The following is an 18,822-nucleotide window of genomic DNA, read 5'->3' on the forward strand; positions in this document are numbered from 1 at the left end:
AGCGACGGCCTCCTAAGCCGTAGGTCACTGGTTCGAATCCAGTCCGGGGCACCATCTTCCTTTTCAAGCCGGTCCAGAGCCTTCCGAGAAACGCCCGTACTCTTCTAAAACGGGCAAGTTTTCTTCTTCATGGTTTCAGCGGGTTCTGTTGCAAGCTGCCCCTGCTGGGGTCCTTCGAAGGGGTCCTTGGAAAGGCTATCGGATTAGGGTGGGGGTTTTTGCCCTCGACGGAGCCCTTATGGCCCATGAGGTGAACAAGCTGACAGGCGAGGAGGGGGAGCCGCCATCTAGGAGGGGAAGCCTTTCAAGCTGCCAATTTCCACCGGCCGCTAAATTGCCCAGGTTTACCCCGCTGGTAACCTAGCCTCGGTCGGCTGCAGGCGGCGGAAAGACGGTCTCGCTCTCCCTTTAATGCCCTCTATTCGTCTGCGACGTGCTGCCGAAGCCCTGGCGCAGCATCTCCCCCCAGCCCTGCTTGCGGCGCAGGAAGTCCCACCACCCCAGCATGCGCCAGACGTTGTTGATCTGGCGGTAACCGAAGTTCTCCAGCACCGCGCTGGCCGTCAGCCGGGCCAGGTCGCCGGGCTCCGGGTAGCGGTGCAGCTCGATCTCCTCCAGCACCAGGGCCCCCACCGACAGGAATACCCCATAGGCGAAGACGGTGCCGAGGTAGGCCAGGAAGAAGTCCAGTTGCAGCACGCCGGTGAAAAAGAACAGGGGAATCAAAAGGTAGCCCAGAAGCTCCAGCAGCGGCCCGACCACGTCGGAGATCAGTATGTTGGCGTAACCCAACGTGCCAGAAAGCCCGTAACGCGAGCGCAGGACCATGGCGCGGTGCTTGAAGAAGGTCTCCAGGCCGCCGCGCTGCCAGCGGCGGCGCTGGCGGGCCAGGGTGGAAAGGCGTTCAGGGACCTCGGTCCAGGAGACCGGGTCCGGCACGAAGCGGATGGCGTAATCCCGATTCTGGTCCCCCTGCAGGCGGCGGAGCTTGACGATGATCTCCATGTCCTCGCCCACCGTGCCGTGGCTGTAGCCGCCGGCCTCAATGGCGACATTGCGCCGAAAGATGCCAAAGGCCCCGGCGATGAGCATCACCGCCCCCCACTCGCTCCAGGCCAGCCGCGACACGAGGAAGGAGCGGAGGTACTCGTTGATCTGGAAGCGCGCCAGCCAGCTGCGGGGCAAGCCGACCTTAAAGACGCGGCCCAGGCGTACCCCGCAGCCGTTGACGACGCGGATGGTGCCGCCCACCGCAACCACCCGGTCGGGGTCGTCCATGAAGGGCTGCACTGCTCGCAGCAGGGCGTCGTTTTCCAGGAGGCTGTCGGCATCCACCGAGCAGAACAGCGGCATGCGGCTGAGATTGATGCCGGCGTTGAGGGCATCGGCCTTGCCGCCGTTGGCCTTGTCGGCCACCAGCAGGCGCGGATACTGCGGGTTGGCGTACAAGGTTCGGATGGGGGCGTGGGGTACTGCCTCCGGGTAGGCCCGTTCCACCGGTTCCAGGTGGAAGGCGTCTATCAGTGCACCCAGGGTGTTGTCACTGGAGCCGTCGTTGACCACGATCACGTCGAAGTTGGGGTAATGAAGGGCCAGCATGGAGCGCACGCTATCCACGATGCCGGTGCCCTCGTTATAGGCCGGAATGAGGATGGAGATGGGGACGGTTTTCTCGGCGAAGCTCCACCAGACGGAGGGGGTGCCGCTGACCACCCGGCGGCGGCGCAGGGCGCGATAGGCGCTGGCCAGCTGGAAGGTGTAGATCAGATTTTGGGCCACACCGCTGGCCAGGATCAGGATGCTCGCCCACATCCCCGCCAGCAGGACGGTCCCCAGGATTCCTTCCGGCAGCCCTGTCTCGCCGCCCACCAGCTCCGTTACCACAGCCCGTTCTCCGCCAGCACGGATCGGGCCAGAACCTTGGGGTCGGTAGCCTCGGCGGATTCCTCGGCGCGCTGACTGGCCTCCGCTCCGGCGGCTTGTCGGAGCAATTCCAGTCCTTCCGGGCCCAGCTGGAGCAGAGCCTGGGAAGCCCGCAAGCGCACCCACCACTGGGGGTCGGCCAGGGCCTTGGCGATGCGAGGGGCCAATTCCTGTAGGCCGATACGCGAGGCACAAATGATCGCCTGGCCCCGCACGACCCAGCTGGGATCGTCGAGGCCCTCGGCCACGGCGGGGCGCGCCGAAGGGTGACCCAGACTGCCCAGGGCGCGGAAGGCCGCGGCCCGGATATCGGCATGCCCCCCTTCAGTGGCCAACGCCCGGAGCAGGGGGAGCTGGCTCAGGTCCCCAGAGTGACCTAGGCTATCAGTGAGTAAGGCCAGCAGATGATGGTCCGCCTCGGGGTCATGGTTTCCTTCCAGGAAGGTGCGGATCTCCTCCGGTGCGCTTGCCGCCAATTGGCGCAGCAGGGCCTGGAAGCCACGGATGGAAATGCTTTCCGGGTGCCAGGTGCGCTCGAGGATCCGCTCCAGGGCTGGTGCCTGGCCGGCCTCCAGAAGGGCCCGGGCGGCGTCCAGTCGAACATTGAGGGAGCGGTCATTATCCAGGGCGCCCTCCAGGGCGGTACGCGCCTCCCCCTCCAGTTCCGCGAACACCGCGAGCCTCTGCGCCGCCATGGCACGGTCCGGGAGCCTGCCCTTGCGCAGGAGCTTGATCTCTTCGGCCACGGCCCCGCTGCGTTGCAGCAGCTGCGCGAGTCGCTGCGCATCGTCGCCGCGGATGGTTTTGAGCAGATTGTGCCCCAGCTCCATGAGGATCCGGCGGTCGTGGGCGGAGAGCCGCGGCGGCTCCGCGCCTTCCTCCCAGGCGAATAGCTGCGGCTTGAGGGCCGCCCGCCGCTTCTCGTCCCGCCGCTGTCGCCGCCGGAGCCACAGGCGCCGCAGGATCATGAAGGCCATGGCCAGCAGCGACCACAGGGCCAGCCCAAGAGCCGTCCACCAAAAAATCATGAGCATGGGCGACTACGCCTCAGTGTTGCCAAGTCAGTCCGCAGCGCCACGCCTCCCGTTGCCAGCTAGCGGCGTGCTCGCGCTCTTGGTAGGTCAGCCCGCACTCCAGCTGCTGGCGATCGGTGAATTGCCACCCCAGGCCCGCGAAGGCGGTGCGCACCTCCGACGTCCGGAACCCCACCACATTACCGTCCGCGTCGTAGGTCTCATCGGTCTCGTAGGCCACGCTGTAGCCGGCATAGGCCTGCCAGTCAGGATACAGTCGACCGTCCAGGCGCAGGGCGTAGCCGGTATCCCAGTTGGCATCGCTGCCCCGGACCGTCAGAAGCCGCAGGGTGGTCTTCAAGCGCGGCCCGGCGGGGCCGTCCCAAAAGGCCTGTTCCAGAGCGGGCGCCAGGAGCCAGGTGTCGCCGTCGGCGTAGCGGCGATGGCTGACATAGGCGTCCAGGGCCGTGGGGCCCACCGAGTCACTGCCCCCCCGCAGCCGCAAGTTGCCACCTAGCCGCCAGTAGCTGCGGGGAAGAAAATCAGCGCCGCCCGCAACACCCACTTCCCCCCGCAGCCTGCCTCGTTGGCTTAGGGGCCAAACCCCGCCAACACTGACCTGCCGGCCGCTGGTGCCGGCCCGCTCGGCTTGGTGCAGGCGGGCCGTGAGGGTCCCTGAACGGTCGGCGCCAGGTCCGCCAAAGGTATGGGCGATGGCGATTTCGGTGGCTTGCCAGGAAAGCGTTGCATCGCCGATATACACCCGGCTGCGGGAGTGACCGACATCGAAGCGCCAAGGGGTATGGTCCGCGCGCGCCTGGCGGATCTGCTCGAGTCCCTGTTGGGCGCTTTCCGAACCGGGTTCCTTCGCCAGGGCGGTGCGATAGTAGTCTTCTGCGGCGTCCAGATCGCCGCGATAGTAGGCTAGCTGCCCCCGCAGGGCGTGTGCCTCGGCCAGCTCGGGTTCGCGGGCGAGCACGGCGGCCACCTGGTCCACGGCCAGGTTGCGAGCGCCGCGCCAGACGTGCACCCGCGCTAGCCCTAGCAAAATGTCGGTGTTCCTCGGCGAAATCTCCCGGGCCTGACGGAGACGCCGCAAGGCCCGGTCATAGCCGCCCTGGTAGGCCGCGGCCAGACCCCAGCGGCGTAGCGTTTCCGCGTTGCCGGGGTTTCGCTTATGGAGGCGCTTCAGCCGCTTTTCGGCGGTTGGCCACTCGCCCGCGGACCAGGCGGCCTCCACTCGCGCGGCGAGCGTGTCCGCTTCAGTCCGCTCGGGGCCTCCGGCGGGGAGGGCAAGCAGCAGGCAAGCGCCCAGGAGGGCGCCGTTTGGGATCCGGCCTACCGGATTGGAGGGCATTAAAGTCAGGGGCTCGCATTCATGAGGCGGTGCAGGCGCGTGAGTAGCTCTTTCACCATGAAGGGCTTCACCAGGTAGTCGCTGGCGCCCAGGTCGAGGCCGCTAACCACGTCCTGCTCCAAGCTGCGCGCGGTCAGCATCAGGATCGGGATATCGGCTGTGCCGGGATCGGCTTTGAGGGTACGCAGGACCTCGAAGCCGTCAATGCCGGGCAGCATGACATCGAGCAGCAGGGCATCCGGTGGGTTGGCTTGCACGGCCTGCACGGCGATCTCGCCGTCACCAGCCCGCTCCACGACGTAACCGGCCTCCTGGAGCTTGAACTCCACAAGCTCAGCCAGCAGCTCGTCATCTTCTGCCACCAGGATGCGGTTACTCGATGCCATGGCGAGGTTGTGGTTATTCGGCGATGGCAACGCGGTTACGGCCGTCCGTTTTGGCCTTGTAGAGGGCCTCGTCGGCCTGGTGGAGGAGCTGGCTCGCTCCCGCCTCGCCAGAGTCGGGCGCCAGCTCCGCCACGCCCAGGCTCAGTGTGACCAACCCCGCCGCGCTGGAATAGGCGTGGGGGATGGCCAGATCCGCCGCGGCTTTCCGGAACCGCTCGGCGACCTCCATGGAGCCAGGGGCATCCGTGCCGGGAAGCAAGGCCGCGAGCTCTTCGCCGCCGTAACGGGCCACCAGATCCCCCGGCCGCCCGGCTACGCCTTTCACGGCTTGTGCCACCCGTTGCAGGCAATGGTCGCCTGCGCCGTGGCCGTAATGGTCGTTGAAGGCCTTGAAGTTGTCTAGGTCCATCATGATCACTGCCAAATGTTGGCATTCCCGCTGCGCGCGAGGGTACTCTTTGTGGAGCATCTCGTCGAAATAGCGGCGGTTGGGTATGTTGGTTAGGCCATCAATCCAGGCGATATGCTCTAGCTGGTCGGTTTTGTGCTTGAGATCCAGGTGAGTTCGGACCCTGGCACGGACGATGGGAGGATGGAAGGGCTTGGCTATGTAATCCACCGCGCCCAGCATAAGGCCTTTCTCCTCATCGCTTGCCGAATCCCGGGCGGTGACGAAAATGACCGGGGTGTCGCTGGACTGGGGGTCCGCCTTGAGGCAGCGGCACACCTCGTAGCCATCCAAGCCAGGCATCTCGATGTCCAGCAGGATCAGATCGGGTGCTTGCCCGCCGGTGGCGATGGCAAGGGCCTTTTCGCCGTTATTGGCCACCTGGACCCGCGCCTCGTCCTTGATGAGCTTGGCCAGCGCCTGAACGTTGCTGGCCTCGTCGTCAACGACCAAAACCGTCTGCGGCTCGGCTTCACTCATGACAGCTCCATCCCGTTGTCCCCAAGCACGGCATCCAGGTGGGCCAATGCCCCGTCGTGGTCCATCTGTTCCACCAGCTCCCGCAATTGGTGACAGCTTTCCCGGTCCGTTACGCCACCAAGATAGGCAAGAGCCGCTTCCAGGGTGTCTTCCTCGATGAATTCGCTGGCAGCCAGCTGGTTCCGCAGCTGTTTCAGATTCGCTGGATCGCCGCTGCTCGAAGCGTCGCTCTCGTGGCGGTCCAGTGTCCCCAGCGCCTGCCTGGCCTCATGTAGGGCCCGAATCAGCTCTTCCGGGCTGTCCTCGGGAATGGCTTCGCCGGATCTGACGGCGCGATCGATCTCCGTTGCCAACCGCTGAAGGTCCACCGCCGCCAGGTTCCCGGCCGAGCCCTTGAGGGTATGGGCCAGGCGTCCGGCCGCCTCCCGGTCGCCGTCCCGGAGCAAATCGGGTAGGCCGGCGAAGTCGGAATCGAGCTTGTCCCGGAAGCGCAACAGGAGCTTGCGGTAGAAGGCGCTGTCGTTGTCCAAAAGGTAAAGGCCCTGGTCCAGGTCGAAGCTGGGCAAGCTTGCAGGCAGCTCCGGTGCACTCAGAGTGTCCTTATCCGGAGCCTCATCCGGTCCGGCGCCATCGGCAGGGGAGGTGGCAGATAGCCAGCGGCGCAGGCTGGCGTAGAGTTGCTCCATATCGATGGGTTTGCCCAGGTGATCATCCATGCCGGCGGCATTGGCCTTTTCCTTGTCCTCGCGCCGCACCGCAGCGGACAGGGCAATGATGGGCAGGGTCTGGCCCAGGGCCCGGATTTCAGCGGCGGCCTCGAAGCCGTCCATCTCCGGCATCTGCAGATCCATGAAGATCAGGTCGAAATCTTCCTCCTGGACCTTCCGTAACGCCTGAATACCGTTTTCGGCTAAAATCACTTCGGCTCCGGATTTTTCCAACATCCGCAGGGCCACCTCCTGGTTGACCTCGTTGTCCTCGGCCAGGAGGAAACGCCGGCCGGCGAGGGACGGCACCGATACGGCCATTTGCTGCCGAGGATGCCCGCCCTCGCTGCCTTCGGCGTTCATCAAGGCATCGAAGAGGTCGGAAGGGGTGATGGGCTTGGTGAGGAAGGCGCTCAGCTCGCCGGCCTCATTCTCCACCTCGCTTTCATCGTGGGCACTGACCATCAGGATCGGGGGATGGTACTGGGTTAGCTTGCCCTCTTGCCGCATCTGCTCCAGGCGGCGGAGGGTGGCCAAACCGTCCATGCCGCCGGGCATCTGCCAGTCCAGGAAGAGGAAGTCGAATGGGCGCTCGTCGGTCTCGGCCGAGGCTACCTTGTCGATGGCTTCTTCCCCGCTCGCAGCCTCAACGGTGGTATAGCCGCAATTGTGCAGGCTGGCTTTCAGGGCCTGTCGAGCGGTTTCCTGGTCGTCCACGATCAGCACGCGGTGGCCCTGAGTGCGGGGGCACTGAAGCAGATTGGGGTGGCGGTCGCAGATAGACAGCGTCAGAGTGAAAAAGAAGCGCGTCCCCTGGCCCGGTTCCGAATCCACCTCCAAGGCGCCGCCCATGGCGGCCACCAGTTGACGGCTGATCACCAGCCCCAGCCCCGTCCCCCCGTATTGGCGTGTGGTGGAGGTGTCTGCTTGGGCGAAGGAGCGGAAGAGCTTCACCTGCTGCTCCTCGGTCATGCCGATGCCGGTATCGGTCACGCTGAAGCATAGGGTGACCTCTTCTTCCTGGCGCTCTTTGAGCCCGATGTTCAGCGTCACTCCGCCCTCGGAAGTGAACTTGAGGGCATTGCTCAGCAGGTTGGTCAGCACTTGGCTCAGGCGCAAGGAGTCGCCCACCAGCCCCTGAGGTATACCCGGAGCGACATGGAAGGCCAGCTCCAGGCCCTTGCTGGAGGCGGCGGAAGCAAACAGGGTCTGCATCTGTTCGATGACATCCTCGAGCTGGAAGCTGCTTTGCTCCAGCTCCAGCCGGCCCGCCTCGATCTTGGAGAAATCCAGGATGTCGTTGAGGATGCCCAGCAGCATTCGGGACGACTCGGAGATCTTGGTCACGTAGTCCTGCTGCCGGTCGTCCAGGTCGGTCTGCTGGAGCAATTGACCGAGGCCGATGACGGCGTTCATGGGCGTGCGGATCTCGTGACTCATGTTGGCCAGGAATTCGCTTTTGGCCTGGCTGGCCTGCTCCGCTTCATCCTGGGCTTGCTGCATGGTCAGCTCGAGTTCCTTGCGCTCGGTGATGTCCTCGTTGATGCCGATCATCCGCTGGATATCCCCCTTCACGTCACGAATCGCCTGGGCCACAGCCTTGATGGTGCGGATCTCGCCGTCGCCTCGGCGGATCCGGAATTCAGACTCATAGGGCTGGTTGGACTCCAGGCCGTTACGCAAGTCCTGGATGGCCTGTTCCCGGGTGTCCGCCTTGACTGCCTTTACCCAGGTGCCGTAAGAGTGGTCGAAGGTCTCAGGGCTGATCCCGTAGATCCGGAACATGCCGTCGTCCCACTCCAGCCGGCCCGTGGCCGGTGAATAATCCCATATGCCCAGATCGGCCGCGGAAGTGGCCAGCCGCAGACGCTCGGTGAGCTCTCGCCGCGTGGCCTCCGCCTCCTTTTCCGCGGTGATATCGCGGCCGGTTCCGCGGTAGCCCACCAGTTTCCCTTCTTCGTCCAGGATGGGTAGCCCGCTGACGCGCTGTTGCACAATGCTGCCGTCGGAGCGCCGGGAGTGGTGCTCCAGCCCTTGCCAGGATTCCCTTAGCTCCGCCCATTGTGACAGAAGTTGGCGCACCCGCTCGGCGTCCGCTTCGGGCATGAATTCGAAGGGCGAATGGCCCAGAATCTGGTCGCGGGGAAGGCCCAGCACGGATTCGATCGGCTGGGTCACCAGGGTGTAGACCCCCTCGCGATTGATCTCCCAGATGTACTCCCCGGCGGCATTGGCCACATCCAGGAAGCGCCGCTCGCTGGTTTCCAGCTCTCGCTGGACCTCTTTTTGCTCCGCGATGTCGCGGAAAACGGCAAGAAAATAGGTCTTGCCGGCCAGCTCCAGCCGGACTACCGAGACCTTGACGTCGATCTCCGAGCCGTCCTTGCGGCGGTGGCGGGTTTCGAAGTCATCCTGGCCTTGTTCCAGAATTGTCTGCAGGTGGGTCGCCACCTCCTCGGGTGTCTCCTTGGCTTCGATGTCGGCGATGGTGAGCCGGCAAAGCTGCGCCGCCGTGTAGCCGAGCTGGGACAGGGCGGTGCTGTTGAAGTCGGCCGGAAGCCCCGTTTCGGCGTCGATGAGCAGAGTGGCATCGGGGAACAGCTCGAACAGGGTGCGGAACTTGAGCTCCTGTTCCCGGCGCTCGCTGATGTCGTTGATGAGGCCGATGAACTCTCGGGGATTCTCCAGGCCGGTATCGGCAACGGTAAGCTCCATGGGGAAGGTGGTGCCGTCCCGGTGCAGGCCCCAGGCCTCCCGGCCCATGCCGATGATCCGCTCTTCGCCGGTTTCCTCGTAGCGGCGGATATAGCCATCGTGCTGACTGCTGTATGGCTCGGGCATGAGGAGGCTAAGGTTGGCCCCGATCACCTCCGCCGAACCGTAACCGAACATATCTTCGGCGGCTTGGTTGAAGCTACGAATGATCCCCTGGTCATCGGCGGTGATGATGGCGCTACCCGCGGAGTGGAGCAGGGCTTCCATGCGCTGGTTGGAACTTTGTAGGCGGGTTTCCATATCGTGGTTGCGCATGGTGTAGCGGATGGTGCGGGTCAGGCGGTCCGGGTCCAGCTCGTCCTTGGTTAGGAAATCATGGGCGCCCGCATCCAGGGCCTGCATGGCCAGATCCGGGTTTTCCTGGCCAGTAAGTAGAATGATGGGGGTACCTTCCAGCTGCCCCCTAGCTCTCTGAAGGGTCTGCACACCCTGGGAATCGGGCAGGTTGAGGTCTAGCAGAACCACGTCCGCTGCCGATTCCCCCAGGGTTTCGGCTACTGCCGCAAGGGATGGGGCATGGCTTATCTCGAAACGGGGCCCGCCGGTTTCTTCGAGGTAAGCCCGAACCAGGCCGGCTTCGTCCGGTTCGTCCTCCACGAGCAGGACATGGATGGTTTCCGGGAAGGATGCATTCATGGAGAGAAGGCCTCGAAGTCAGCCATTGGAAAGGCATTTTACTATGCCCGATAATAAGGGCCTTAGGTTGTCCACGGAATAGGGCCCCAGGTCCCCGGCTAGCACGCGGCCCATAGAACGGAAAAGCGCACCTGCTGGAAAGTGTGGACCGGGGCCTAAAAATTCGGCCTTCCCCCCCAGGTGCGCTGATGGCCACCATACCCTCCAGGCGTCCCCTGTGGAGGGGGACTTCACCGACGCCGACCTGGTGAACCAGAGCGGCGAGTGGTCTTTGGTTTGGGTGGCCACCGGCCGGGCCTCAGGCGGCACGTTCGCAGTGAAGCGGGGCCGGCCCTTGCCACGCCGCCTACTTGTTGAGATTGACTTACATCCGGGCTGGTGGTCACGGCCACCTGACCCACCTGGAGGCCCTCGCACAGGATCCGGTGCGTCCTTCGGTAATGGTTGGTGAGGTGATGATCACCAAGCGTGGCACGGGGGAGCACTTGGCCCGGTTTGAGCGGTCCTCGAACGATAGGCGGGAGCGGTTTCTTGAGGTTGATGGCCAACAAGGGGAGTGTTGAGGCGGCCCCGTTGGAGCCGGTACCCTTTTATTAACAGGGGGTTGCGTTAGTTCTCAAAAAAACAGAAGGGTTTAAAGGGGGGCTTCTATAGACAACCCCAATATGCCTCAGGGTGAGAAAGTAAACCCTGCGATGCTGGGGGTAAGGTCGGGGGGTCGGTTGTTACTCAGCGGATGAGAAAGGGTCGTCGGGCCGAGCTATTCCCGGCTCTGCGGTTCCAAATAGCCAGGTAGGTCCAGGCTTTTCCAGCCGGCTCGGGGGCTATGGCCTTGTAATTCCTTGCGCCCCCTATGGCGGGCGTGGCTGGAGGGCAAATCGCGCCATTCCCGGATTAGAGCTCGAAAACCCTTGTAAGATATCCTTTGTTCGCCCTTTTTTATCCGCTTGTGTCGTCCCCTGGCACGGGGTTTAGATGACAAGGAGGGGTGTCACCCGCAGCATCGTCCCGCCTTCGCTGTACCACAGGGATAAGATTTGGCCAACGACCGGCCCCAGCAGACCGCTCAAACCGGCGAGATCACCGCCGTCCGCGGCAACGTGGTGGATGCTCGGTTTCCCGCCGGGATCCCACACCGCTACCGGGAGCTGCGGGCGGGCCAAGGCGAGGATGTGGTGCTGGAGGTCCAGACCCATCTGGACGCGGAGACCGTGCGGGCGGTGGCCCTCAACCCCACCCGGCGGCTGGGGCGGGGCCAGCCCGTCCGCGACACCGGTCAGCCCCTGCAGGTGCCCGTGGGGGAGGGGCTGCTGGGCCGGGTGCTGGACGTCTTCGGCGAGCCCATCGACCACGGCGGGTCCCTCGAAGCGGCTCAGTACCGACCCATCCACGGCGAGCCGCTGGATCTGGAGCGGCGGGTGACCACCCGCGAGGTGTTCGAGACCGGGATCAAGGCCATCGACCTTCTGGCGCCCTTGGAGCGGGGTGCCAAGGCCGGTCTGTTCGGCGGCGCCGGGGTGGGCAAGACGGTGCTCATCACCGAGCTGATCCACAATATGGCCGCACGCTATCAGGGCACCAGCCTGTTCTGCGGTATCGGGGAGCGTTGCCGGGAGGCGGAGGAGCTCTACCGGGAGATGGCCGAGGCGGGGGTCCTGGACCGGACGGTGATGCTATTCGGCCAGATGAATGAGCCCCCGGGGGCTCGCGCCCGGGTGGGCCACGCCGCCCTGTCGGTGGCGGAGTACTTCCGGGACGTGGCGCACCGTGACATCCTGCTGCTGGTGGACAACATCTTCCGCTTCGTCCAGGCGGGTATGGAGATCTCCGGGCTCATGGGCCGGATCCCCTCGCGGGTGGGCTACCAGCCCACCCTGGCCAGCGAACTGGCCGAGCTCGAGGAGCGCATCAGCAGCTCCGCCAGCGGCGCCATCACCTCGGTCCAGGCGGTCTACGTCCCCGCGGACGACCTCACCGATCCGTCCGCCACCCATACCTTCGGCCACCTCTCGGCCTCCATCGTCCTCGCCCGCAAGCGGGCCAGCCAGGGGCTCTACCCGGCCATTGATCCCCTGGAGTCGCAGTCCAAGATGCTCAATCCGGCCGTGGTCGGCGACCGCCACTACCGGGTGGCCCGGGAGGTTCGTCGGGTCCTGGCGGAGTACGAGGAGCTCAAGGACATCATCGCCATGCTCGGCATGGAGGAGCTTTCCCGGGAGGACCGGGCCACCGTCAGCCAGGCCCGGCACCTGGAGCGGTTTTTGACCCAGCCCTTCGCCACCACCGAGCATTTCACCGGCAAGCCCGGCCGGTCGGTGGCCCTGGCGGACACCATCGACGGCTGCGAGCGCATCCTAGACGGCGAGTTCGCCGACTTCCCCGAGCGCGCCCTGTACATGATCGGCTCCGTCGACGAGGCGGCCGGGTCGGCGGCGGCTTCCTGAGGAGGCGGGATGGCGGAGCAAGCGTCCATGCGGCTCAAGGTCCTGCTACCTACTGAGGTCCTTCTGGACACTGCCGCCGTGCGGTTGCTGGCCGAGGCCGAGAACGGTGCCTTCGGGCTGTTGCCCCGCCACGTGGATTTCGTCACTAGCCTGACCGCCGGCATCCTGGCCTACGAGGCCCCGGAGGGGGAGGAGGTGAACCTGGCGGTTAACGAGGGCACCCTGGTGAAGTGCGGCCGCGAGGTCCTGGTCTCTACCCGCGCCGCCGTGGTTGGGCCCGATCTGGAGTCGCTGGATCCGGTGATCCGGGAGGAGTTCGCCGTTCTGGACGACCACGAGCGCCGTGCCCGTTCGGCGCTGAAGCGGCTGGAGGCGGGCACGCTGCGGCGGTTCAAGGAGCTGGAGGAGCGCTCCTGATGGGGGAGGAGCCCGAGGAAGGCAACGGCGAGGCGTCGGAGGAAAAGCGCGAGGAGCCCCGCCGGGGCACGCCCGAAGAGCGTTTCCGGGAGACCGTGCGCCGCAAGGCACAGCGGCGTCGGGAATCCCGACAGCGCCCGGAGGACCGGGTCTGGCACTGGTTGGGCATGTTCGGTCTGGTGGGCTGGGCCGTGGCCATCCCCGCCGTGGCCGGGGTGGCCCTCGGCGTCTTGATCGATGGGCGGTGGGAAAGCGAGGTCTCCTGGACCCTTACCCTGCTCTTCGTGGGGGTGGCGCTGGGGTGTCTCAACGCGTGGTACTGGGTCACCAAGGAACGTGAGCGGCATGAGTAGGCAGGGGCTTGGCCCGTTATTCCCAAGGGAGCCGATACGGTGAGCGTTGGCTGGGTCGGATTGGCCCTCGCCCTGGCTGGCGGAATGGGGCTCGGAGGCCTCTATTTCGCCGGTCTGTGGTGGACCGTGCGGCGCCTTCCGGAAACCGGCCATCCGGCGCTTGTCACCCTGGCCAGTCTGGCGACCCGATTGGGGGGCCTGCTGGCCGGCCTCTGGCTGCTGACCGCCGGCGAGTGGCAGCGGGCGGTGGCGGCCCTGGTCGGCATCCTGCTGGCCCGGGTGGTCGTCGTGCGCGTGCTGGGGCCCGCCAGAGCGACGCCGAGGGCGGCATGACCATCACCCCGGATACCGTCATCCTGTGGCAGTGGGGCTGGCTGCACATCAACGCCACCATGGCCTATACCTGGCTGGTCATGGCCCTGCTCACGGTCGGCTCCTGGCTGATCAGCCGGCGCCTTTCCGACGGCGCCGACATCTCCCGCTGGCAGAACCTGCTGGAGGTCCTGGTTACCGGCATCCGGGACCAGATCCGGGAGGTGAGCCGCCAGGAACCGGGGCGCTATCTGCCCTTCGTGGGCACCCTGTTCCTCTACATCGCCACGGCCAACCTCCTCACCATCGTTCCCGGCTACATGGCCCCCACCGGGTCGCTGTCCACCACCACAGCCCTAGCGCTGTGCGTGCTGATCGCGGTGCCGGTGTACGGCATCGCCTCCAAAGGGGTGATCGGCTATCTGCGTAAGTACAGCCAGCCCACCGTGATCATGCTGCCGTTCAACATCATCGGCGAAATCTCGCGTACGGTGGCCCTGGCGGTGCGGCTCTACGGCAACATCATGAGCGGCACGGTCATCGTGGCCATCCTTCTGGGCCTGGCGCCATTGTTCTTCCCCATCGTCATGCAGCTTCTGGGGCTGCTGACGGGGATGATCCAGGCCTACATCTTCGCGGTGCTGGCCATGGTCTATGTCGCCTCCGCCAGCGCTGTGAAAGTGAGGAGTGAGGAGTGAGGAGCACCGTCAAAGGCGTTATCCGCAGATGACGCAGATGGAAAACAAGAAAGCGACAACCGAGCAACCTGGCGCCGGGCCCGAACTTCTCGGGGCCTTGGCTGTGCATCTGTGGCCATCTGCGAAATCTGCGGATAGCGCCTGTCGGTTGGACATTCGCCACCAGGAGGCAGGTCATGGATAGCATGTCCCTGATCGGCATGGTTTCGGTTATAACCGCCGGCCTCACCATCGCCATCGGCTCCGTGGGGCCGGCCCTGGGCGAGGGCAGGGCGCTCGGCCAGGCCCTTGGGGCCATCGCTCAGCAGCCGGACGAGGCCGGCACCATCAGCCGGACCCTGTTCGTGGGTCTGGCCATGATCGAGTCCACGGCCATCTACTGCTTCGTAGTGGCCATGATCCTCATCTTCGCCAATCCCTTCTGGGATCAAGTGACCGCCGGGGGGTGAGCCTTGACCATCGACTGGCTCACTGTAGTGGCCCAGGTGGTCAATTTCCTGGTGCTGGTCTTCCTCCTGCAGCACTTCCTCTACCACCCCGTGGTCAACGCCATGGCCCGGCGGGAGGAGCGCATCGCCAACGAGGTGACCGAGGCCGAGCGCCGGGAGGCGGCCGCCGACCGCGAGGCCGGGCGCTTCCGGGAGATGCAGCGTGCCCTGGACGAGGAGCGCACCAAGCGCCTGGAGGCGGCCGACCGGGAGGCGGAGCAGCGCCGCCAGGAGCTGCTGGACCAGGCCCGGAAAGAGGTGCGCCAGGCCCGCGAGCAGTGGCACGACGATCTGGCCCGTGAGCAGGCGGAGCTGGAGCGCTCGGTCCGCCGCACCACTGCCCGGGCGGTGGCCCGCATCGCCCGCCGTGTCCTGGCGGACCTGGCCGATGCCGAGCTGGAAGGACGCATTATCGAGCGCTTCCTGCAGCGGCTGGACGTTCTGGGCAGCGAGACAGCCCGAGGCCTGCGGGAAGCCCCAGGGCTCACCGTCCGTACCGCCTTTCCCCTGGGTGCCGAGCAGGCGGACAACCTGCGCCGGGAGCTGGGGCAGTGCCTGGGCGGGGATGTGGACCCGGCATTTGATGAGTCCGACGCCATCCTGTGCGGTATCGAGCTCACCGGGGGCGGCCACAAGGTGGCGTGGAGCGTGGACGAGTACCTCGCCGAGCTCGGTGACGCCCTGGAGGGGACGCTGGCGCGCCCGGAGCCCGGCTGAGCCTGCCTGGAGGCATCATGCTGGAAGGTATTGCCAACGACACCCTTGACGCCGTCGATCGGGTGCTGGATGAGCACCCGGCCCGCCTGCGCACGGAGGAGGTGGGCACGGTCACCCGCGTGGGCAGCGGCATCGCCGAGGTTGCCGGCCTGCCCGGGGTGGTCTCGGAAGAGCTGGTGGCCTTCCCGGACGGGATGCTGGGGCTGGCGGTGAACCTGGATCCCGACCGGGTGGGGGTCATCCTGCTGGGCTTGGGCGAGGCCATCACCTCGGGCACGGAGGTCCGGCGCACCGGGCGCCTGGCCGACACCCCCGTGGGTGAGGAGTTGTTGGGCCGGGTGCTGGACGCCACCGGCCGGGTGCGGGACGGCGGACGACCGTTACGGACGGAAGACCGCCGTCCGGTGGAGCGCGACGCTCCAGCCATCATGGATCGGGCCCCGGTGGCGGTGCCCCTGCAGACGGGGATCAAGTCCGTGGACGCCCTGACCCCCATCGGCCGTGGCCAGCGCGAGCTCATCGTGGGCGACCGCCAGACGGGCAAGACGGCGGTGGCCGCCGACGCCATTTTCAATCAGCGGGGCACCGACGTGATCGCCATCTACTGCGCCGTGGGCCAGCGCGGCACGGCGGTGGCGCGGGTGGTGGCCCAGCTGCGCGAGCAGGGGGCCCTGGACAACACCATCGTCATGGTGGCCGCCGGCGAGGAGGCCCCAGGGCTGCAGTATCTGACCCCCTACGCCGCCACCACGGTGGCCGAGTACTTCATGGACCAGGGCCGGGACGTGCTCCTGGTCTACGACGACCTGACCCGCCACGCCCGGGTCTACCGCGAGCTGTCCCTGCTCCTGCGCCGCCCGCCGGGCCGGGAGGCCTATCCCGGCGACATCTTCTACATCCACTCCCGCCTTCTGGAGCGCGCCACCCACCTGCGGCCCGACAAGGGCGGCGGCTCGCTGACCGCCCTGCCGGTGGTGGAGACCCAGGCCGGCGATATCTCCGCCTACATCCCCACCAACCTGATCTCCATCACCGACGGCCAGATCTATCTCTCCCCCGAGCTGTACCGCAAGGGGGTGCATCCGGCGGTGGACGTGGGCAGCTCGGTCTCCCGGGTGGGCGGCAAGGCGCAGCTGCCCGCCTACCGCGAGGTGGCCGGCGAGCTGCGCCTGGCCTATTCCCAGTTCGAGGAGCTGGAGAGCTTCGCCCGCTTCGCCACCCGGCTGGACGCCGACACCCGGGCCACCATCGAGCGTGGCCGGCGGGTGCGGGAGGTGCTCAAGCAGGCGGAGGCCCAGCCCCTGCCCGCCGCGGAGCAGGTGGCGGTGCTCAAGGCGGTCAACGCCGGGGTGTTCGACGACCTGGCGCTGGAGCGGATAGCCGACGCGGAGGCCGCGGTGCGGCGGGCGGCCCGGGAGCAGCTCGCCGAGTGGGCCCGGCGGGTCCAGGCCGGCGAGGTCCCGTCGGATGAGGACTGGGAGCGGGTGACGGCGGTGGCCCGGGAAGCCGTGGCCGAGCTGCCGGAAGCCGGGGAGGGGGCATGAGCCGCCTGGAGGAGCTGCGGGGTCAGCTGGACAGCCTGGCCGACCTCCAGAACATCGTGCGCACCATGAAGTCCCTGTCCGCCGCCAGCGTCCGCCAGTACGAGCGGGCCCAGGAGTCGCTGGCCGAGTATTACCGCACGGTGGAGCTGGGCCTGCAGGTGGTCCTGCGCCACCATCCGGGCCCCATCCCTTGGCGTGGCGGGCCGGCACGGGCGGGGGTGGTGGTCTTCGGCAGCGACTACGGGCTGTGCGGCCGGTTCAACGAGGAGGTCGTGGGCCACGTGCCGGAGCGCATGGCGGGCACCGCCGCCGGAGAGCAGGCCTACCCGGCGGTGGTGGTGGGTCTGCGCGCGGCGGAGGAACTCGCCGCCGCCGGCCAGACCGTGGAGGCCGAATACCTCACGCCCTCCTCCAGCCAGGCCATCACCACCACGGTGCAGCAGCTGCTGGTCAAGCTGGACGAGTGGCAGAGCGAGCGCGGCATCAACCACGTCTATGTGTTCTACAACCGCCAAGTGGGCAGCTCCCGCTACCAGCCCACCGGCATCCAGCTCCTGCCCGTGAACCTTCACCGGTTTCGCCGCCTGGAGGCCGAGCCCTGGCCCACCCGGGTCATCCCTACGTTCACCATGCCTGCCCGGGAGCTCATGGCCTCGCTGCTGCGCCAGTATTTCTTCGTGACCCTGTTCCGGGCCTGCGCCCAGTCCCTGGCCGCGGAGCACAACAGCCGGCTGGCGGCCATGCAGGCGGCGGAGAAGAACATCGACGAGCGCCTGGAGGATCTCACCGGGCAATACCGGCGCGAGCGCCAGGGCGCCATCACCAGCGAGCTGCTGGATGTGGTGTCCGGTTTCGAGGCCTTAACCGGCGGGGAGGAATGAGCCGTGCAGTAGCGTCACCCCAGCAGGCAGAATAGGGATCAAGTCATGCCCGAGCTTCCCGATGTGGAGACCTTCCGCCGCTACCTGGACGCCAACGGTCTGCACCAGACCATCGAGGAGGTGGCGGTGGCCGACGAGCGAGTGGTTAAACGGGCGAGCCCGGCCGAGCTGGCCGACTACCTGCAAGGGCACCGCCTGGAGCGCACCTACCGGCGCGGCAAGCACCTCTTCGCGGCCCTGGACGGGGAGGGCTGGCTGGAGCTGCATTTCGGCATGACCGGGTACCTGGCCTATTACCGCGACCCCGGCGAGGCCCCCGATTACGGCCACGTCCGCCTCGCCTACGCCAACGGCTACCAACTGGCCTTCGTGGACCGGCGCAAACTGGGTTACCTTGCCCCGGTCCGGGACCTTGCGGCCTGCCTGGCGGAGCTGGAGCTGGGCATCGACGCCCTCGATCCGGAGCTGGACGCTGCCGCCTTCCGGGAGCTGGCCAAGGGCCGGCGCGTCCAGGTCAAGTGCTGGCTCATGGACCAGGCCAGCATCGCTGGAATCGGCAACGTCTACTCCGACGAGATCTTGTTCCACGCCGGCATTTACCCGCGCACCCCCCTGCCGGACCTGGATTGGGCCGACCTGGATCGGCTTCACGGGTACATGAGCAATGTCCTTAAGACCGCCACCGACTCCCAGGTCCAGCCAGGAGCAATGCCGGGCGATTTCCTGGTGCCGCTGCGGAAGGTGGACGATGCCGCCTGCCCCCGCTGCGGCACCCCGCTGGCCAAGGTGAAGGCCTGCGGCCGCACTTCCCAGTACTGCCCCACCTGCCAGCCAACCCCCTGAACAAGGGCGCTGCGGCGCAGCGACTGGTAATTTCTGCACCCGGGAAGCGCCCTTTTCCTGAAATCGCCGGCCCGGTCGGGGCGAAGTCATCGAGCCATTCCGGCGAAGGCGAAAGATCGTCGGCCAGCCAGGAAATCCCCTGTGGGAGGGGCTACCAGCCCCGACCACGGGCCGAGCCAACGTCCAACGGCGTCGGGGCTAATAGCCCCTCCCACATCCCCAGCTCTCGGTTAACGGGCATCCCCCGGGACCGGCAGCGCGGACACCTGGGCCAGGCGCGATACCGGAAATCCCTATTCAGCGTCGAAGAGCCTGAATAAGTCCCGTCCTGGAGCCTCCCCCAATAAAAAAGGTTCATCGCGGATTTCCGGGAAAGGCGGCCTGAATTTTGAGGAAGAAG

Annotated in this window: 16 protein-coding genes; 10 read left to right on the plus strand and 6 right to left on the minus strand. The window is 66.4% G+C overall.

The window, feature by feature from the left end:
- Positions 1 to 408 precede the first annotated feature (408 nt).
- Genes V5A19_RS11450 through V5A19_RS11475 form a run of 6 tightly spaced genes read right to left on the minus strand, consistent with a single transcriptional unit; the run spans position 409 to position 9,725 of the window.
- Complete coding sequence (locus V5A19_RS11450) at positions 409 to 1,884, minus strand: glycosyltransferase family 2 protein (protein WP_332319559.1); 1,476 nt, start codon at positions 1,882 to 1,884, stop codon at positions 409 to 411.
- Positions 1,878 to 2,957 (minus strand): HEAT repeat domain-containing protein, encoded by a 1,080-nt coding sequence (locus V5A19_RS11455; RefSeq protein WP_332319558.1) that lies wholly within the window; start codon positions 2,955 to 2,957, stop codon positions 1,878 to 1,880. Before V5A19_RS11455 ends, V5A19_RS11450 begins: the two co-directional genes overlap by 7 nt.
- Positions 2,958 to 2,970: 13 nt before the next feature.
- Complete coding sequence (locus tag V5A19_RS11460; protein ID WP_332319557.1) at positions 2,971 to 4,293, minus strand: tetratricopeptide repeat protein; 1,323 nt, start codon at positions 4,291 to 4,293, stop codon at positions 2,971 to 2,973.
- Between the two features lie 5 nt (positions 4,294 to 4,298).
- Positions 4,299 to 4,679: a response regulator transcription factor gene (locus tag V5A19_RS11465; protein ID WP_332319556.1), complete on the minus strand. Its 381-nt coding sequence runs from the start codon at positions 4,677 to 4,679 to the stop codon at positions 4,299 to 4,301.
- Positions 4,680 to 4,692: 13 nt separating this feature from the next.
- Entirely contained in the window at positions 4,693 to 5,607 is a 915-nt protein-coding gene (locus V5A19_RS11470) for a diguanylate cyclase (protein ID WP_332319555.1), read from the minus strand.
- Complete coding sequence (locus V5A19_RS11475; RefSeq protein ID WP_332319554.1) at positions 5,604 to 9,725, minus strand: PAS domain S-box protein; 4,122 nt, start codon at positions 9,723 to 9,725, stop codon at positions 5,604 to 5,606. The genes V5A19_RS11470 and V5A19_RS11475 overlap by 4 nt, the downstream gene beginning before the upstream one ends.
- A gap of 1,037 nt (positions 9,726 to 10,762) precedes the next feature.
- Here V5A19_RS11475 and atpD point away from each other — a divergent pair.
- The 10 genes from atpD to V5A19_RS11525 all read left to right on the plus strand — a co-directional run bounded on the left by atpD (position 10,763) and on the right by V5A19_RS11525 (position 18,422).
- On the plus strand, positions 10,763 to 12,169 hold the full coding sequence (atpD, locus tag V5A19_RS11480) for a F0F1 ATP synthase subunit beta (RefSeq protein WP_332319553.1): 1,407 nt from the start codon (positions 10,763 to 10,765) through the stop codon (positions 12,167 to 12,169).
- 9 nt (positions 12,170 to 12,178) lie between these two features.
- Positions 12,179 to 12,586: a F0F1 ATP synthase subunit epsilon gene (locus V5A19_RS11485; protein WP_332319552.1), complete on the plus strand. Its 408-nt coding sequence runs from the start codon at positions 12,179 to 12,181 to the stop codon at positions 12,584 to 12,586.
- On the plus strand, positions 12,586 to 12,939 hold the full coding sequence (locus V5A19_RS11490; RefSeq protein ID WP_332319551.1) for an AtpZ/AtpI family protein: 354 nt from the start codon (positions 12,586 to 12,588) through the stop codon (positions 12,937 to 12,939). The genes V5A19_RS11485 and V5A19_RS11490 overlap by 1 nt, the downstream gene beginning before the upstream one ends.
- 39 nt (positions 12,940 to 12,978) lie before the next feature.
- Complete coding sequence (locus tag V5A19_RS11495; RefSeq protein WP_332327816.1) at positions 12,979 to 13,272, plus strand: ATP synthase subunit I; 294 nt, start codon at positions 12,979 to 12,981, stop codon at positions 13,270 to 13,272.
- Complete coding sequence (locus V5A19_RS11500) at positions 13,269 to 13,949, plus strand: F0F1 ATP synthase subunit A (RefSeq protein WP_332319832.1); 681 nt, start codon at positions 13,269 to 13,271, stop codon at positions 13,947 to 13,949. Before V5A19_RS11495 ends, V5A19_RS11500 begins: the two co-directional genes overlap by 4 nt.
- 176 nt (positions 13,950 to 14,125) lie before the next feature.
- A complete protein-coding gene (locus V5A19_RS11505; protein WP_332319831.1) occupies positions 14,126 to 14,398 on the plus strand; it encodes a F0F1 ATP synthase subunit C in 273 nt (90 codons plus the stop codon).
- 3 nt (positions 14,399 to 14,401) lie between these two features.
- Positions 14,402 to 15,154 (plus strand): F0F1 ATP synthase subunit B family protein, encoded by a 753-nt coding sequence (locus V5A19_RS11510; protein ID WP_332319830.1) that lies wholly within the window; start codon positions 14,402 to 14,404, stop codon positions 15,152 to 15,154.
- Positions 15,151 to 16,698 carry an alternate F1F0 ATPase, F1 subunit alpha gene (locus V5A19_RS11515; RefSeq protein ID WP_443081471.1) on the plus strand — a complete coding sequence of 516 codons (1,548 nt, stop codon included), beginning with the start codon at positions 15,151 to 15,153 and terminating at the stop codon, positions 16,696 to 16,698. The genes V5A19_RS11510 and V5A19_RS11515 overlap by 4 nt, the downstream gene beginning before the upstream one ends.
- Positions 16,695 to 17,579, plus strand: coding sequence for a F0F1 ATP synthase subunit gamma (locus V5A19_RS11520; RefSeq protein ID WP_332319828.1), 885 nt, complete (start codon positions 16,695 to 16,697; stop codon positions 17,577 to 17,579). The genes V5A19_RS11515 and V5A19_RS11520 overlap by 4 nt, the downstream gene beginning before the upstream one ends.
- A gap of 45 nt (positions 17,580 to 17,624) precedes the next feature.
- On the plus strand, positions 17,625 to 18,422 hold the full coding sequence (locus tag V5A19_RS11525) for an Fpg/Nei family DNA glycosylase (RefSeq protein WP_332319827.1): 798 nt from the start codon (positions 17,625 to 17,627) through the stop codon (positions 18,420 to 18,422).
- Positions 18,423 to 18,822: the final 400 nt, after the last annotated feature.

The organism is Thiohalorhabdus sp., assembly GCF_036628635.1.
Classification (GTDB): domain Bacteria; phylum Pseudomonadota; class Gammaproteobacteria; order Thiohalorhabdales; family Thiohalorhabdaceae; genus Thiohalorhabdus.

Bases quoted from the DNA above. Each gene is read 5' to 3' on its own strand.
- V5A19_RS11500 (WP_332319832.1), top strand. From the start codon at position 13,269: ATGACCATCACCCCGGATACCGTCATCCTGTGGCAGTGGGGCTGGCTG.
- V5A19_RS11460 (WP_332319557.1), bottom strand. From the start codon at position 4,293: ATGCCCTCCAATCCGGTAGGCCGGATCCCAAACGGCGCCCTCCTGGGC.
- V5A19_RS11525 (WP_332319827.1), top strand. From the start codon at position 17,625: ATGCCCGAGCTTCCCGATGTGGAGACCTTCCGCCGCTACCTGGACGCC.
- V5A19_RS11470 (WP_332319555.1), bottom strand. From the start codon at position 5,607: ATGAGTGAAGCCGAGCCGCAGACGGTTTTGGTCGTTGACGACGAGGCC.
- V5A19_RS11520 (WP_332319828.1), top strand. From the start codon at position 16,695: ATGAGCCGCCTGGAGGAGCTGCGGGGTCAGCTGGACAGCCTGGCCGAC.
- V5A19_RS11505 (WP_332319831.1), top strand. From the start codon at position 14,126: ATGGATAGCATGTCCCTGATCGGCATGGTTTCGGTTATAACCGCCGGC.
- V5A19_RS11475 (WP_332319554.1), bottom strand. From the start codon at position 9,725: ATGAATGCATCCTTCCCGGAAACCATCCATGTCCTGCTCGTGGAGGAC.
- V5A19_RS11490 (WP_332319551.1), top strand. From the start codon at position 12,586: ATGGGGGAGGAGCCCGAGGAAGGCAACGGCGAGGCGTCGGAGGAAAAG.
- V5A19_RS11465 (WP_332319556.1), bottom strand. From the start codon at position 4,679: ATGGCATCGAGTAACCGCATCCTGGTGGCAGAAGATGACGAGCTGCTG.
- V5A19_RS11455 (WP_332319558.1), bottom strand. From the start codon at position 2,957: ATGCTCATGATTTTTTGGTGGACGGCTCTTGGGCTGGCCCTGTGGTCG.
- V5A19_RS11485 (WP_332319552.1), top strand. From the start codon at position 12,179: ATGGCGGAGCAAGCGTCCATGCGGCTCAAGGTCCTGCTACCTACTGAG.